General features: G+C 72.7%; 13 protein-coding genes and 1 tRNA gene. 2 read left to right on the top strand and 12 right to left on the bottom strand.

The window, feature by feature from the left end; genetic code table 11:
• Positions 1 to 8: 8 nt before the first annotated feature.
• Both menC and ABD355_RS25215 read right to left on the bottom strand, forming a co-directional pair.
• A complete protein-coding gene (gene menC / locus ABD355_RS25210; protein ID WP_344402892.1) occupies positions 9 to 1,139 on the bottom strand; it encodes an o-succinylbenzoate synthase in 1,131 nt (376 codons plus the stop codon).
• Complete coding sequence (locus ABD355_RS25215) at positions 1,136 to 1,906, bottom strand: chorismate synthase (RefSeq protein WP_344402893.1); 771 nt, start codon at positions 1,904 to 1,906, stop codon at positions 1,136 to 1,138. The genes menC and ABD355_RS25215 overlap by 4 nt, the downstream gene beginning before the upstream one ends.
• Positions 1,907 to 2,027: 121 nt before the next feature.
• On the opposite strand from ABD355_RS25215, the gene ABD355_RS25220 reads away from it, so the two are divergent.
• Entirely contained in the window at positions 2,028 to 3,578 is a 1,551-nt protein-coding gene (locus ABD355_RS25220; RefSeq protein WP_344402894.1) for a PucR family transcriptional regulator, read from the top strand.
• Here ABD355_RS25220 and dapE read toward each other — a convergent pair.
• The 5 genes from dapE to ABD355_RS25245 form a co-directional block, all read right to left on the bottom strand.
• Positions 3,550 to 4,653 (bottom strand): succinyl-diaminopimelate desuccinylase, encoded by a 1,104-nt coding sequence (gene dapE / locus ABD355_RS25225; protein ID WP_344402895.1) that lies wholly within the window; start codon positions 4,651 to 4,653, stop codon positions 3,550 to 3,552. The genes ABD355_RS25220 and dapE overlap by 29 nt on opposite strands.
• A 123-nt stretch (positions 4,654 to 4,776) precedes the next feature.
• Entirely contained in the window at positions 4,777 to 5,418 is a 642-nt protein-coding gene (locus ABD355_RS25230) for an IclR family transcriptional regulator (RefSeq protein ID WP_344402896.1), read from the bottom strand.
• Between the two features lie 300 nt (positions 5,419 to 5,718).
• Positions 5,719 to 7,524: a DEAD/DEAH box helicase gene (locus tag ABD355_RS25235; RefSeq protein WP_344402897.1), complete on the bottom strand. Its 1,806-nt coding sequence runs from the start codon at positions 7,522 to 7,524 to the stop codon at positions 5,719 to 5,721.
• A 122-nt stretch (positions 7,525 to 7,646) separates the two neighbouring features.
• Positions 7,647 to 8,015, bottom strand: coding sequence for a type II toxin-antitoxin system death-on-curing family toxin (locus ABD355_RS25240; RefSeq protein WP_062703422.1), 369 nt, complete (start codon positions 8,013 to 8,015; stop codon positions 7,647 to 7,649).
• Complete coding sequence (locus ABD355_RS25245; protein ID WP_124441851.1) at positions 8,015 to 8,212, bottom strand: hypothetical protein; 198 nt, start codon at positions 8,210 to 8,212, stop codon at positions 8,015 to 8,017. The genes ABD355_RS25240 and ABD355_RS25245 overlap by 1 nt, the downstream gene beginning before the upstream one ends.
• A 214-nt stretch (positions 8,213 to 8,426) precedes the next feature.
• On the opposite strand from ABD355_RS25245, the gene ABD355_RS25250 reads away from it, so the two are divergent.
• A tRNA-Cys gene (locus ABD355_RS25250) sits at positions 8,427 to 8,498 on the top strand.
• Positions 8,499 to 8,567: 69 nt separating this feature from the next.
• Here ABD355_RS25250 and ABD355_RS25255 read toward each other — a convergent pair.
• The 5 genes from ABD355_RS25255 to ABD355_RS25275 all read right to left on the bottom strand — a co-directional run bounded on the left by ABD355_RS25255 (position 8,568) and on the right by ABD355_RS25275 (position 15,415).
• Complete coding sequence (locus tag ABD355_RS25255) at positions 8,568 to 9,743, bottom strand: SUKH-4 family immunity protein (RefSeq protein ID WP_344402898.1); 1,176 nt, start codon at positions 9,741 to 9,743, stop codon at positions 8,568 to 8,570.
• A 171-nt stretch (positions 9,744 to 9,914) separates the two neighbouring features.
• The gene (locus tag ABD355_RS25260) at positions 9,915 to 10,442 is read right to left on the bottom strand and encodes an AAA family ATPase (RefSeq protein WP_344402899.1); all 528 of its coding nucleotides are present in this window, start codon (positions 10,440 to 10,442) and stop codon (positions 9,915 to 9,917) included.
• A 25-nt stretch (positions 10,443 to 10,467) separates the two neighbouring features.
• A complete protein-coding gene (locus tag ABD355_RS25265; protein ID WP_344402900.1) occupies positions 10,468 to 12,777 on the bottom strand; it encodes a xanthine dehydrogenase family protein molybdopterin-binding subunit in 2,310 nt (769 codons plus the stop codon).
• A complete protein-coding gene (locus ABD355_RS25270; protein ID WP_344402901.1) occupies positions 12,774 to 14,525 on the bottom strand; it encodes a 2Fe-2S iron-sulfur cluster-binding protein in 1,752 nt (583 codons plus the stop codon). Before ABD355_RS25270 ends, ABD355_RS25265 begins: the two co-directional genes overlap by 4 nt.
• Positions 14,522 to 15,415 (bottom strand): FAD binding domain-containing protein, encoded by an 894-nt coding sequence (locus ABD355_RS25275; protein ID WP_030943523.1) that lies wholly within the window; start codon positions 15,413 to 15,415, stop codon positions 14,522 to 14,524. Before ABD355_RS25275 ends, ABD355_RS25270 begins: the two co-directional genes overlap by 4 nt.
• Between the last annotated feature and the right edge of the window lie 103 nt (positions 15,416 to 15,518).

The raw sequence follows: 15,518 nt of genomic DNA on the forward strand, positions 1-15,518 counted from the left end.
CGTGACGGTCACTTCCGGCCAGGTGTCGGTCGGCTCACGTACAGGTCTCGCTTCTCCCTGGTGAACCGCCTCAGTACGTCCGGCAACGGTTCTACACCGATCCCGGGCGCGGTGGGGACGGGCAGGTGGCCGTCCTTGAGGACGAACGGCTCGGTGATGTCCTCGGCGAAATAGCGGCTGGATGCGGAGGTGTCTCCGGGGAGGGTGAAGCCGGGCAGGGCGGCCAGGGCGAGGTTGGGGGCGCGGCCGATTCCCGTCTCCAGCATGCCGCCGCACCACACCGGCACCCCGTGGGCGTGCGCCACGTCGTGGATGCGGCGGGCCTCCAGATAGCCGCCCACGCGCGCGGGCTTCACATTGACGACCCGGCAGGCCTCCATCGCGATCGCGGAGGCGGTGTCACGGGCGTTGTGGAGGGACTCGTCGAGGCAGACGGGCGTCTGCAGACGCCTCTGGAGCTGCGCATGGGCGTACAGGTTGTTCTCGTCCAGCGGCTCCTCGATCAGCAGCAGTCCGAAGGCGTCCAGCCGCCGCAGATGCTCGGCGTCGGCCAGGGTGTACGCCGTGTTGGCGTCGACCTGGAGGGACAGCGCGTCCCCGAAGCGCTCGCGGACCGCCCGGACCGGCTCCACGTCCCAGCCTGGCTCGATCTTCAGCTTGATGCGGACGTAGCCCTCGGCGAGGTAGCGCTCGACGTCGTCCAGCAGTTCGGGGACGGAATCCTTGATGCCGACGGACACCCCCGCGGGGACCCGCTCGCGCACCGCGCCCAGATAGGTGGCGAGCGCCATGCCGTACGACCGCAGCTCCGCGTCCAGGACCGCCGTCTCCAGGGCCGCCTTCGCCAGCTCATGGCCCTTGGTCTTCACCATGGCGGGGGCGAGCGCGGCCACGGTGAGCTGCGGCAGGGCGGCGATGCGCGGCAGCAGGAAGTCCCGCAGCACGAGCTCCGCACCGGCCACGAACTCCGAGCAGTACCGCGGCTCCGGGTCGGCGGCGAACTCCGACCAGCCCTCGGCCGTGTCCGTCACGACATGGAGCAGGAAGGTGTCCTTCGTCGTCATCGTGCCGAAGGACGTACGGAACGGGGTGACCAGCGGGATCTCCACATGGACGATCTCCACGCGTTCCAGCTTCATGCCGTTGCCTCTCTCGAAAGGGTGTACCAGCCGTCACGGGACATCCCCGTCGCCGTGAACCCCTGCGCAAAGGCCTCCGTGAACACCTCACGGACGGCATACCGCCAGCGCAGGGCAAGCTCCGGGTCGGCGGCGCGGAGCCGGACGATGTCGTCCGGTACACGGCACCAGATGCGCCGGCCGGCAGGGTCACGACGGGCGAGCGTCGCTCCGTCGGGGGCGGTGTGGGTGCCGGGAGCGGTGTCCCGGTCGGTGGTCTCGTACGAGGGGGTCGGCGCCGCCAGCTCCCAGGTCACCGTCAGCCGGTCGCTCTCGTCGCCGTCGTTCACGCCGTCCGACATGGGGCCGTAGAAGTCGACGAGGTACTCGGTGCCGGTGGCGCCCAGCTTGGCCAGGTTGAAGCGGGCGTTGCGGCCGACCAGCGGGTCGAAGGTCCAGCGCATGGTGCGGGCGCCGAGGTCGAGGGCCCAGGCGCGCTGGGCCTGCTTCACGGTGTATCCGAGTCCCCGGTCGGCGGCGGCGACCAGGGAGTACGCGTCCCCCTGCGGTCCGAACACCGCGACCGACGCTCCCGCGAGGCGCGTTCCGTCGTACGCCGCGTGCACGGCGCCGCCCGCGTGGACGAGGCTGTGCAGCACTTCGGCCGGGTAGGGCGGGGCGCTGCGCGGGGTCTGCCAGACCTCGCTGAAGTAGTCGGCGACGGCGGCGAGACCGGCGACGTCGTGGACGGTGCGGATGCTCACTCCGGGCGGGCTGTCGAGGGTCATGGGTCGAGTTTCGGGGGGAGGGGACCGCTCCGGGTTGTACGTCTGCACAACATACGCATAGGTTCGTTTCGAAATTGGCCAATCGCGATCGTTCGGCCACACCCCGCACGTGAGGAGCCCCATGGACGCCTGCACCCTGGGCGACCTCCTGGACGTCATCGGCGGCCCCGCACTGCGCCTGCACACGGCCCCCGACGGGCTCGCCGCCCCGGTCACCGAGGTACTGCTGCACGACGCCCAGGCCCCGATGCCGCATGCTCCGGGCGCACTGCTGCTGGCCGTGGGCGTGCGGGCGGCGGCGGCCGGTCCTCTCGTCCGGGCGGCCTCGGAGGCCGGGATGACCGGGCTTGTCGTACGCGGTCCGGACGGGCCGGTCGGCGAGGCGGAGGCGCACGGCCTCGCGCTGCTGTCGGTCGACGAGGACGCGGCCTGGCACCACGTCCACCTGCTGCTGTCCTCGGCGATCGGCGCCCGGACCGCACCGTCGGCCGGCGGCCTCGGGGACCTGTTCGCGCTCGCGGACGCGGTCGCGGCGGCGACCGGCGGCGCGACGGCCGTGGAGGACCCGCGCCAGCGGATCCTCGCCTACTCCACGGTCCCGGGCCAGCCGGTCGACGAGGACCGGCGGCAGAGCATCCTCGGCCTCCAGGTGCCGGCCAGCACGCCCAACAGCGAGCAGTACCGGGTGCTGTTCGCGTCCCCCGGGCCGGTACGGATGCCCGCGCTCCGGGACGGCGATCTGCCGCGCCTCGCGGTCGCCGTCCGCGCGGGCGGTGAGACGCTCGGCTCGGTCTGGGTGGTCGACGACGGCACGCTCGCACCCGACGCCGAGGAGACCCTGGCGCAGGGCGCGTCCACGGCGGCCCTGCTTCTGCTGCGGGCCCGGGCGGCGCAGGAGCTGGCCCGCCACCAGAACAGCGACCTGCTGCGCCGGCTGCTCGACGGCACGGCGGACCCGTCGACCGCCTTCGACCGCCTGGGACTCGAAGGCGCCGTCCGGGTGGCCGCCTTCGTCCTGGACGCCGCGAGCCTGCCGGACGCCGAGCAGACCGCCCTGCGCCTGCTGGACGTCGTACGACTGCAGTGCGAGGCGCGCTACGGGCGGCACGCGTGCGTGCTGGTCGACGGGGTGGTGTACGCGGTCCTTCCCGGGCCGGGCGCACGGCACAGGCGGTTGGCCGAGGACATCGTGGCGCGGGCCGGACAGGCACTGCGGGTGCCCGTGCGGGCGGCGCTGGGCGAGGTGGTGACGGGGCCGGCGGAGGTCGTGGGGTCGCGGGAGGACGCCGAGCTGGTGCTGCGGGTGCTCGGCCCTGACCTGCCGGTGGCGACGGTGGACGAGGTGCGCCCGCGGGTGACGCTGCTGCGGCTCACGGAAGTGCTGGGCGAGCGGCGGGAGTTGAGGGCGGGGGCGTGGCGGCGGGTGCTGGCGTACGACGAGCAGCACGGCACCGACTACGCGCGCACCCTGGTCAGCTGGTTCGACGCGGGCTGCGACATGGCGGGGGCTGCGAAGCTGCTCGCCGTGCACCCGAACACCTGCCGCTACCGCCTGAAGCAGGCACAGCAGCACGTCGGGATCGACCTCGACGACCCCGACGAACGGCTGGTGCTGTGGCTTCAGTTGAGGACGCTGGCAGGGCTCAAGGGGCCTGCAGGAGCCACGTCCTGAGGCGTTCCTCGCAGGTGCGCAGGTGCTCGACCGGTACGTACTCCCCCGCCGTGTGCGCCAGCGCCGGGTCTCCGGGGCCGAAGTTGAGGGCGGGCGTGCCGAGCGCGGCGAAGCGGGCCACGTCGGTCCAGCCGAGCTTGGGGCGGGGTGCGGCGCCGAGCGCGGACACGAGGCCGGCGAGGCGGTCCAGCCCCGGGAGGGCGCCCGGTACCACTTCGGTGACACGGACCTCGTACTCGGGGAAGAGCCTGCGCACGCACTCCTCCGCCTCCTGCGGTGAACGGCTCGGCGCGAAGCGGGAGTTGACGGTGATCACGCATTCGTCCGGTACGACGTTCCCGGCGACCCCGGCGCGTACGGCGACCGCGCTCAGGCCCTCCCGGTACTCCAGCCCGTCGATCACGACGCGCTCCGGCGTGTGGTCGTGGAGCCGCTGCAGGACGGGGGCGGCGAGGTGCGCGGCGTTGACGCCCATCCAGGAGCGGGCGGTGTGGGCGCGCGCGCCGCGCACCACGATGTCGGCGGTGAGGACGCCCTGGCAGCCGGCCTCGACGCCCGCGTCGGAGGGTTCCATGAGGACGGCGAGGTCGGCGTCTTCCAGCAGGTCGGGGCGTTCGGCGGCGATCCGGTGCAGCCCGTTGCGGTCGCCCTCGACCTCCTCGCACTCGTAGAAGACGTAGGTGAGGTCGCGGGTGGGGACCGTAACGGTGGCCGCGAGGCGGAGGGCGACGGCGACGCCGCCCTTCATGTCGCAGGCACCGAGGCCGTGCACACGGTCGTCATGGAGCCGGGAGGGCAGGTTCCCGGCGGCCGGGACGGTGTCCAAGTGCCCGGCGAGGACGGCCCGTTGGGATCTGCCGAGGTGCGTGCGCGCGAGGACCGAGTTGCCGATCCGCTCGACGGTGAGATGGGGAAGGGCCCGCAGGGCGGCCTCGACGGCGTCCGCGATCCGGCCCTCCTGCCCGCTCTCGGAGGGGATGTCGACCAGGGCGCGGGTGAGGGCGACGACATCGGAGGTGAGGTCGAGAGGGACCTTCCGCCGCCCGACCTCGGCCCGAATCCTGACTGCGTCCACTGGCCGCCCTCTCCGCCGTTCCGCTGCTTGGCCCCGATGATGCGGGCATTCAGACGGACAGCGGTGAAAGGATCGGCCAGAGATGACGGGAGCGGTTTGGCGCATCGGCCAACCCGGTGCGGCTCAGCGAAGGGCTTCGGCCACCTCCCGGGCCGCGTCGACCACCCGCGGCCCGACCCGCTCCGGCACCGCGTCGGCCAGCATCACCACGCCGACGCTGCCCTCGACGCCGGTGACGCCGAGGAGCGGCGCCGCGGCCCCGCTGGCCCCCGCCTCCAACTCCCCATGAGTCAGCGTGTACCCGCACTCCCCCGCCGGTTTGGCCCGCGCGGCAAGGATCGCTTTGCCCGCGGCGCCCCGGTCCAAGGGGTGCCTGAACCCGGCCCGGTACGCCACGTGATAGTCCGTCCACGTCGGCTCGACGACGGCCACGGCCAGCGCGTCCGCCCCGTCCACCAGCGTCAGATGGGCCGTCGCACCTATGTCCTCGGCCAGCGACCGGAGCGCCGGCAACGCGGCCTCCCGCACCAGCGGATGCACCTGCCGGCCGAGCCTGAGCACCCCCAGCCCGACCCGGGCGCGGCCGCCCAGGTCACGCCGTACGAGCGCATGCTGTTCCAGCGTGGCGAGCAACCGGTACACCACGGTCCGGTTCACGCCCAGTTTGTTGGAAAGCTCGGTGACGGTCAGCCCGTGGTCCGTATCGGCCAGCAGCTTGAGGACGCGCAGTCCCCGGTCGAGCGTCTGAGAGGTCTCCGCGGTCACGACGCCCACTCCTCCAAGTGGTGAGGTCGGCGACCTCCGAGCGGCGGTGCGTCACCGAGTCCCGTCGGTGACGCGCAACAGAGGCCGCCGATCGGCCGGCGGCCCGGCCGCTGCCGGGCCGCGTCGCTTCACGGCTGCGCTCCGCGGCGGCGCTGCCACGGGGCGTGTGCGTAGCCGGACAGTAGCGAAGGGAGTTCGCTGAGCGGAAGTCTCCGTCCAGAATCCGGGCACATACGGGGAGGGAGTACCTGCGTATGTCCCGATACGTACGGCGCGAGAGGCTCGGCACGCAACGGCCGTTCACCGCATGCGCGTGGCCCACTCCTGCACCTTGGCGATGCGCTGCCGCAGCTGTCCGGCGGTGGCCTCGGCGCTCGGCGGGCCGCCGCAGGTGCGGCGCAGCTCGGTGTGGATGACGCCGTGGGGCTTGCCGCTCTGGTGGACGTAGGCGCTGACCATGGTGTTGAGCTGCTTGCGCAGTTCCATCATCTCCTTGTGCGAGACGACGGGGCGGCGCTCGGCGGGCAGCTCCAGCAGGTCCGCCTCGGCGTCCGGCTTCTTGCGGCTGTGCGCGATCTGCCGGGCCTGGCGCTTCTGGAGGAGGAGCTGCACCTGATCGGGTTCGAGGAGTCCCGGGATGCCGAGGTAGTCCTGCTCCTCCTCGCTTCCCGGGTGGGCCTGCATGCCGAACTCGGCGCCGTCGTAGAGCACCCGGTCGAAGACGGCGTCGGACTCCAGCGCCTCGAAGGAGAACTCCTCCTGCTCACCGGTGTCCTCGTCCTGCTCCTTGTTCGCCTCCTCCATCTCCTTCTCGGATTCGGCGTACGGGTCCTCCTCGCCCTCCTTCTTCGGCTTGTCGAGGGCGTGGTCGCGCTCGACCTCCATCTCGTTGGCGAAGGTGAGGAGGTCGGGGACGGTGGGGAGGAAGACGGAGGCGGTCTCGCCGCGCCGCCGGGAACGCACGAAGCGGCCGACGGCCTGGGCGAAGAAGAGGGGGGTGGAGATGGTGGTGGCGTACACGCCGACCGCGAGGCGTGGCACGTCGACGCCTTCCGACACCATCCTGACGGCGACCATCCAGCGGTCGTTGCTCTCGCTGAACTCGTCGATCCGCTTCGAGGCGCCGGCGTCGTCGGAGAGGACGAGGGTCGCCTTGTTCCCGGTGATCTCGCGGATCAGCTTGGCGTAGGCCCGAGCGGAGTCCTGGTCGGAGGCGATGACCAGGGCACCCGCGTCCGGGATGGCCTTACGGACCTCGGTCAGCCGCTGGTCGGCGGCGCGCAGCACGCTGGGCATCCACTCGCCGCGCGGGTCGAGGGCGGTGCGCCAGGCCTGGCTGATCGCGTCCTTGGTCATGGGCTCGCCGAGCCGGGCGGCGATCTCGTCGCCGGCCTTGGTGCGCCAGCGCATGTTGCCGCTGTAGGAGAGGAAGATGACGGGCCGCACGACATGGTCGGCGAGCGCGTTCCCGTAGCCGTAGGTGTAGTCGGCGGCGGAGCGCCGGATCCCGTCGTTGCCCTCCTCGTACGTCACGAAGGGGATGGGGTTGGTGTCCGAGCGGAACGGCGTACCGGTGAGCGCGAGCCGCCGCGTGGCCGGCTCGAAGGCCTCCAGACAGGCCTCGCCCCAGGACTTGGAGTCACCGGCGTGATGGATCTCGTCGAGGATGACGAGCGTCTTGCGCTGCTCGACGCGGTTGCGGTGCAGCATGGGGCGCACGCCGACACCGGCGTACGTGACGGCCACGCCCTGGTAGTCCTTGCCGAGCGGGCCCGCGCTGTACTCGGGGTCCAGCTTGATGCCTATGCGCGCCGCCGCTTCCGCCCACTGCTTCTTCAGATGCTCGGTCGGCGCGACCACGGTCACCTGCTGCACGACGTGGTGGTGCAGCAGCCAGGAGGCGAGCGTCAGCGCGAAGGTCGTCTTGCCGGCGCCGGGGGTGGCCACGGCGAGGAAGTCGCGGGGCTGCTCCTGGACATACTTCTCCATCGCCCCCTGCTGCCAGGCACGCAGCTTGCTGGCGGTACCCCAGGGGGCACGGCCGGGGAAGGCGGGAGAGAGATGGTGGGAGTGCGAGGCAGAGCTGGCTGCGGCGGTGGTAGTCACGGTCTCCGTGGGTGGTCGGGCGGCTCGGGCTGGGTATGACAACCGGGCCACCCTACCGGCGGGCCGACCGTGTCAACGCGCGGACGGGGCCACGTCGCCGACGGGTGGGACCGAGGTCACAGTCAGCGTGCGAAGCGAGGCAGCTGGGCCGCGATCTTGGGTACGTCCAGGGCGCCTTGGCAGACATCCAGCACGAACCGCTCCGCTTCGTCCACATCGAAGTCGGCGTCCAACGGGTGCCCGTTCATATGCAGGAAGACCCAGGTCGCGTACCAGGCGATGCGCTTGTTGCCGTCCACGAGGGCATGGTTGCGGGCGAGGGACTCCATCAGTGCGGCCGCCTTCTGCCACACGTCCGGATAGGCGTCCTGCCCGAAGACACTCGACTGCGGACGCGCCAGGGCCGAGTCCAGCAGTCCGTAGTCACGCACCTCGTCCGCCCCGAGCCGCTGTGCGAGGTTCAGCAGCTCGGGCAGGGTGAGGTAGTGCATCAGGCGAGCCTCCGGTTCAGCTCGGCACTCGCCTTCAGGACGTGCTCGGCAGCCTCGTTGAACAGCCGCGAGTGCTCGTTTATGGCCGCGATCACCGCGTCGTGCGCAAAGGCCTGCATGCTGCGACCCTCGGCCGCCGCACGTTCACGCAGGGCGTCGAGCTCTTCGTCCGTAAACCGCAGGTTCAACCCAGCCATGCTTCGACGGTACTACGTGGTACCACCCGGTGTCACCCGGATCCGTCCGCGGTCGTCCTCAACCACGCACTCGCCCAAGCCTGCCGCCGCCCATTCATGAACGCCGTATGGCAGTCCCGTTGCAGCCCCCCTGTTTCCCTTGAGCCCTCTCCCGGCCCCGCCGTACGGTCGTTTCACCGAGTTCGGAACGGAGCCCAGCGCTCCACTCCGACCCGGCCGTGTGCCCGAGTGGCTTAGGGACTCGCCTGCAAAGCGAGGTACGTGGGTTCAATTCCCGCCACGGCCTCTGACTGCCTGACCAGGCAGAACGGCAGGGCGGCATCCGCTGAGGGTGCCGCCCTCGGCGTTTTGCGGATTACAGGGCCCCGCCCGCCTCGTCCTGGAATGCCTCCGTCCAGTAGTGCCGGCCGGGCTCCGTCGTGAGGGTGGTCGGGTCGATGGTGGACAGGGTGTGGATCACCGTCGTGGCCAGTTGCTCGTAGGCGTCGGTCGTCAGCTCGCCTGCCAGGTCCTCGTCGATGGCCCTCTCCCGGTGCAGGAGCCAGAGGGTGAAGGCCAGGGTGGAGACGTCCGTGTTCAGCGGGTACAGGGTGGCCTCGGGCTCGCTCCAGTTGAGGACCGCGCCCGTTTCGCCGTCGACCACCAGGCTGTTGTCCTCGACGAGATGGCCGAGCCGTATCAAGTGGGAGGCCCTGTGCGGGAGTCGGGCGGGATCGAAGCCGTCCGGGCCCTGGTAGGCGTAGTGCTCGGCCAGGGTCGGCAGGGGGACGTCCGTGTCGAGGTGGAAGAGCACGCCGTCCTCAGGCAGGCCCGTGTCGCGCAGGAAGCGGCGGGTCGGCTCGTGCGTGAGGGTGGAGGGGAAGTCGACGTCCTCGAAGCGCCACACCTTGCCGTGGCCGAACTCGCCGTCCAGGAGGCGGGTGGGGAGGTCGAGAGCGAGTCCGGAGGCCGTCCCCGGACCCGCCACCAGGGACAGGGGGCGGATCAGGGCCGCCATCTTCCAGAACGGCGGCACCTCGCCGTCCGTACCCTCCTCGAACACCGCCAGCAGATGGCGTGACGCCTCCGCCGCCGCCTTCGGGCCGAAACGGCCGGCGTAGGACGCGAACTGGCCGCGCAGCCCCGCCAGTTCGTCCGCCGCGGTCGCGAACCGCACCAGCGTGCCGAGCGACGGTGCCAGCGGGCGGCTGTCCATCAGGTCGGGGCGGTCGTGCAGGAAGTACGTCGTCGCGATCTCCCCCGTCGCGCCGTCCAGCAGCACCGACTCCGTCTCCAGGCCCCGGGGGTCGAGCAGCGCCCCTATGACCAGCTGGTCCCGCAGCTCCGCCGCCAGCCGGCCGTCGGGGTCGCCGGTGGATTCCCCGACCGTCCGCAGGCCCTCCCGGACCAGCTCCTCGAAGGTGAACAGGCCGCTGTCGCCCGGCAGTCCGGGCCCCGTCAGCCAGCGGCGCGTCGCCCCGTGCGTGACGTACGGATCGAGTTGGTCCTCGGTCAGCGTGATCACCGCCGCGGCGGCACTGGTCGTGCTCATTGCTTCCCCCGCATGTGCTTCGTCACATGTGCCCGGGCGCATGTGTCTGCTCACAGTCCCCGTGCAGGGCGCGGCCGGGCATGCGCCGTTTCGCCGTACGACTCCGGCGGCCGTTCCCCACTGCTCAGAACAGTACGCCCCGCCACTGACAACGCCCCGGACCACAGACGCTCAGCGCACCCTCGCCCGTTCCCGCTCCGCGAGGATCGCCTCCACCGTCTCCTCCACCGTCAGCTTTGAGCTGTCCAGCCACAGCCCGAGCCGGGGAGTGTCCGCACGCAGCGCCCCGTCCAGCTCCTCGACCGTCCACGCGCCGTAACCGGTCTTCGCCCGCCCGGCCTCGCGCGCGGCCACGGCCTCGGGAGTCGGAGCCAGTACGACGACGTACAGGGGCCGCGTGCGCACCAGAGCGACATACGACGTCAGTTCCCGCCCCAGCACCACGTCCTGGACCACCGCCGTGAACCCGGCCTCCGCGTACGCGTCCGCGGTCGCCGCCGACAGCCGGTACCGCAGCCGGAGCTGCGCCTCGCTCTCGCCGTCGGCCCCGGGAACGTACTCTTCGCGCCCGGACACGATCATGCGCCGGAAGACATCACCACGCACGTGTGCCGCCCGCGGCAGCCTCTCCGCCAACGCCTGCGCCACCGTCGATTTCCCGGCCGCCATCACGCCGGTGATGAGGACGACGCCCCTCACGCGAAGTACACGCCACCCAGCACGGTCACCGGTCGGTCACCACGGCCGCCTGCGGTCTTATCGGGAGCCGGTTCACCGGGCGGCCCGTGGCGGCCCGTACGGCGGAGGCGATGGCGGCCGGGGAAGTGACCACCGGGACCGCGCTGACGGCCTTTGCGCCGAAGGGGGCGACCACGTCGCGTTCCTCGACGAGCTTGACGATCCGGATGTCCGGGGCGTCCAGGGCGGTCGGCAGGGCGTAGCCCGTCAGGTCGGGGTGGCGGATCAACCCGCGCGCGGTGCGCAGGTTCTCCGTCAACGCGATGCCCACTCCCTGCGTCACGCCCGCCTCGATACGGGCGGCCAGCTGGGCCGGGTTGAGGACCCGGCCGACGTCCTGGGCGAGCGCCAGCTCCACGACCCGTACCGAACCGAGCTCGATGTCGACGTCGACGACCGCGCGGATCGCGCAGAAGGCCATGCCGACGAAGGCATCACCCTGGCCGGCCTCGTTCAGCGGCTCCGTCGGGTGGGGTCTGCACTGGGCCGTGGCCCACAGTTCCTTGCCGTCCATCGCCTCGGTGACGGTGGTCGACAGGACACCGTCGTACGAGGTGATCTTGCCGTCGGTGATCTGGAGCAGCTCGGTCGACATGCCGAACTTGTGCGCCAGGGGCTGCAGAAGCTGCGTACGGACCATCTTGGCCGCGCGCTCCACCGCACCGCCCGACACCCATGTGTGGCGGCCACGGCAGCCCGCGCCGGCCGGCGGCTGGTCGGTGTCGACGGGCGCCACGTGCACCTCGTCGATGCCGAGCGTCTCCTGGACGATCTGGCGGGCCAGCGTGGTGAACCCCTGGCCGGTCTCCACGGCCGCGCAGAGCACGGTCGCCACGCCGTCCTGGACCTTGACCGTCGCGGTGGAGACCTCGTCGGCGCCCTCCGCACCGAGCATGTGCACCATGCCCAGGCCGTAGCCCACGCCCCGGCGCACCGCGCCCGGTTCGCCCGCGCCCTCGGGGCCGCCGGGCAGCAGCCACTCGTCCTCGGGGGTGTCCTTGGGCAGCGGGGGGAGCGGGAAGTCGCGGACGGCCTGCAGCAGCTCCGCCACCGGGGCCGGGCAGGTCACCGTCTGGCCCGTGGGGAGTACGTCCCCGGTGGCCATCACGTTGCGCAGGCGCAGTTCCGCCGGGTCCATGCCCAGCTTCTTCGCCAGCTTGTCCATCTGGGCCTCGTAGGCGGCGCACACCTGCATCGCGCCCTCGCCGCGCACATGGCCGGAGGGCGGGTTGTTGGTGCGTACGGCCCAGCCCTCGATGAAGGCGTTCGGGACGACATAGGGGCCGCAGGCGAAGCCGACGGCGGCCGCGAGGGCCTCGGAGGACGTGTCGGCGTACGCGCCCGCGTCGAGGAGGATCTGCGCCTCGACCTTCACCAGCCTGCCCTCGGCGTCGGCGTGGTGCCGGTAGCGCAGGAGGGTCGGGTGCCGGTGCGTGTGGCCCAGGAAGGACTCTTCGCGCGTCGCGGTGAGTTTCACCGGGCAGCCGGTCTTCAACGCCAGCAGGCCCAGCGGAAGTTGGAAGCCCTGGTCCTCGCGGTCGGCCGTCGCGCCGGGGACTCCGGTGACGACGATCTTGACGCGTTCGGGTTCGAGGCCGTAGCAGGCGGCGGCGGTGTCACGGTCCGCGTGCGGGTCGGTGGAGGCGAGGTAGAGCTCGACGCCGCCGTCGGGGCGGGGCACGGCGAGGCCGGCCTCGGCGCCGATGGGGGCCGGGTCCTGGCGGCCGATGCGGTACTGGCCCTCGACGACGATCTCGCCGACCGCGTCCGGGTCGCCGTGCCGCAGCGGGATGTGCCGGATCAGATTGCCGTCGGGGTGCAGCGGCTCCGCCTCGAAGGCCTGCTCCGGGTCGGTCACCGGGTCGAGTACTTCGTACTCGACGATGACGGCCGCGGCGGCCATCCGCGCGGTGTCCGGGTGGTCGGCGGCGACGGCGGCGATGGGCTCGCCGTGGTGGCGCACGACCTCGGAGGCGAACACGGGCCGGTCGGCGTTGCGGCGGCCGTGGCGGGCGGTGCCCGGCACGTCCTCGTGCGTGACGACGGCCCGTACGCCCGGCATCTCGCGCGCGTGGGACGTGTCGATGGACACGATGCGCGCGTGCGGGTGCGGGGAGCGCAGTACGGCGGCCCACAGCAGGCCCTCGGCCCACAGGTCCGCCGCGTACGGGAACGTGCCCTCGGTCTTGGCACGGGTGTCGGCGGCCGGCAGGGAGGCGCCGAGGCCGTGCGGCAGCTGCTCGGGAGCGGGTGCGGCCTCCGCGGCGGTGGTCGCGGTGGCGGCTTCGTTGCTCACGCCTGGCCTCCGTCCTGTCCGTACGCCTGGTCATGGGGTCCCGACGGCGCGGGGAACCCGGGTGACTCGAACGCCGACGCGTTGACACCGCCGGCTCCGGGGCCCGCCTGGTGAGGGATACGCGCCTCGCCGCCGTCCTGTTCGGAAGCGTCGCTTTCGGAGTGCGCCTCGCGTTCGGCGACGACCTCCTGGACGGCCTCCACGACGCCCCGGTAGCCGGAGCAGCGGCACAGGTTGCCGCACAGGGCCTGACGGGTCTCCAGCTCGGTCGGCGCCGGGTTGCCCTCCAGCAGGTCGTGCACGGTCATCGCCATGCCGGGCACGCAGAAACCGCACTGCACGGCGCCGCACCGGGCGAGCGCGCGCTGCACGTCCGAGGGCTGTCCGTCGACGGCGAGGCCCTCGACGGTACGGACCTCGCTGCCGGCGGCGGTCACGGCGGGCACCAGGCAGGAGGCCACGAGGCGGCCGTCGACCTGGACGTTGCACGCCCCGCACTCGCCCTGGGAGCAGCCGTCCTTGGCGCCCGCGAGACCGAGCCGCTCGCGCAGCACGTAGAGCAGCGATTCGCCGATCCAGGCGTCGGATACGGGGCGCTCCACGCCGTTGACGCGCAGGACGTAGGAGGCGAGGGGGTGCTCCTCACCGGGGGGCGGCGGGGCCTCGTCGGCGGCTTCGGTTTCGGAGTCGCCGTCCGCATCCGGGGCGACCGAAGTGCCCGAAGTATCCGGAGAGTCGGGCGTGTTGGAGGCGGCGGGTTCCGTCGCCGTCCGCGCGGACGGTCCGGCGCCGTCCGGCCCGGCATCCGCCGCGGGCTCCGCGAGGGGCTCCAGGGGCCCCTCAGCCGCCTCTGCGGCCTCCTGGGCACTCCCTGCCGCTCCAGCGGCCTCACCGGGCCCGTGTGCGGGCTGTGAGGCGGGCGTGCCGGCGGGCGGAGTCCCGTGTTCGTCGGCCTGGGGGCCGGACTGCTCGGGGTGGTGCGCCCGCGCGTTCTCGGGCTCGTGCGCGGCCGCATCCGGCTCCACGGGCGCGTGCGCGGCGCCCGCGTGCCCGCCGGACCGGCCGTCGGTGTGGGCCGAGGGCTGCTCGTACCCGTGTCCAGCACCGGCCGCAGGCTCGGCGGCGTGTTCACGCGCGTGCCCGGAGCCGTCCTCGGGCGCCGTCGGCTCCTCGGTCCGCGGCTGCCCCCAGGGCTGTCCCGCGGCCTCCGTCGCCCAGGGGGCGGGGGCGCCGCCCGGGAGCGTGGCGGGCGGAGTGCCGCCCCACTGCTGGACCAGGGACGACGTGGTGAACTCACCCGATTCGTCCGGAAGGTCGCCTCCGGCCACGGGGATCGACCACTGCCCGGTCACATCGTGGCCCGGCGCGGGAGCGGACTCCCGGGTCGCCGTCTCCTCGAAGTTCCACTGCTGGGTGGCCGCGGGGTTGTACGCGAACCGGTCGCCCGTGGTGTCCTGCGGCACGGCGTTGGGGTCGGGCCACCGGGCGCCGTCGGCGGGCACGGCCCAGCTGCCGGTCGCCGCCGGGTCGGTCCCCGCACCCGCGCCGGGATCGGGCGTTATCGGCGGTGGCACATAGCCGTGGCCGGGCGCCGCAAGCGGACTGTCGGCGGAGGCCAGGAGGGCGTCGATGCCCCCTTCGGGGAGTTTCACGAAGGCGGTGGCGCCGTCGTCGTAGTCACCCTGGGGCAGCGGGTCCCAGCGGCCGCCACCGTGGGGTGTGCCCTCTCCGTGCTGGTCGTCGGTCACGACAGCGCCCTCCCCAGTGCTCGTCGGGCCAGCGCGGCGACGGTGCGCCGCAGGTGCAGTACGGCGGGCGGAAGCTGCTGGACGGTGCCGTCCGGTTCGGGAACGGGGTCGGGGATACAGGCCGCCGCGACGTACTCCCCGAAGGCGGTCAGCGCCTCCGGGACGATCGTCCGGCCGTTGTCCCAGTCGATGAGCCGGGCGACCCACTGCTCGGCGTCCAGGGGCCTGAGCGGCATCGGCGCTATGGCGCCGACGGCGCACCTGACTCCGCGCCGGGCGGGGTCGAGGACCAGCGCGACGGACGCGACCGCGCGTCCGGGGCCGGTCCGGCCGGTCGCCTTCAGGAAGACCTGCGGCGCGTGCAGCAGCGGCACGCGCACGTACCCGATGAGTTCGCCGGCGCGCAGCATGTCGACCGCGGCCAGCAGGTGCGACACCGGGATCTCCCGGCGGGCTCCGCCCGGGCCCGCGATGATCAGTGTCGCCTCCAGGGCGGCCAGCACCGGCAGCGCGTCCCCGGTGGGGGACGCCGAGGCGATGTTGCCGCCCAGGGTGCCCGCGTTGCGGATCTGCGGCGGGCCCGCGGCGCGCGCGGCGGCGGCGAGCGCCGGGATCAGGGCCGCGAAGTCCGGGCGCCCCATGCGCGCGTGCGTGAGCCCGGCGCCGAGCAGGGCGTGTCCGTCCTGGTACTGCCAGCCGCGGATCTCGCTGATCCTGCCGAGACCGACCAGTGCGGCGGGCCTGAGCTGACCCGAGTTGACGGCTGCCATGAGGTCGGTGCCGCCGGCCACCGGGACGGCGGCGGGCACGGCGGTGAGTGCCGCCACGGCCTCGTCCAGCGTCGTGGGCAGCGTGACGGCCTGCGCCGCCTGCGGTGCGTGCGTGGTCAAAACCGGCTGCCCCTTCCCGCTGCCCCACCTGGTCCCACCTGTGCTGCCGTACGGTACGTGCTGACAGGGCGGACGTGGCAACTCTGGCACATCTTCGCAAGCC

Origin of the sequence: Streptomyces longisporus (assembly GCF_039532765.1) — a bacterium.
In the GTDB taxonomy this organism is placed as follows: domain Bacteria; phylum Actinomycetota; class Actinomycetes; order Streptomycetales; family Streptomycetaceae; genus Streptomyces; species Streptomyces longisporus.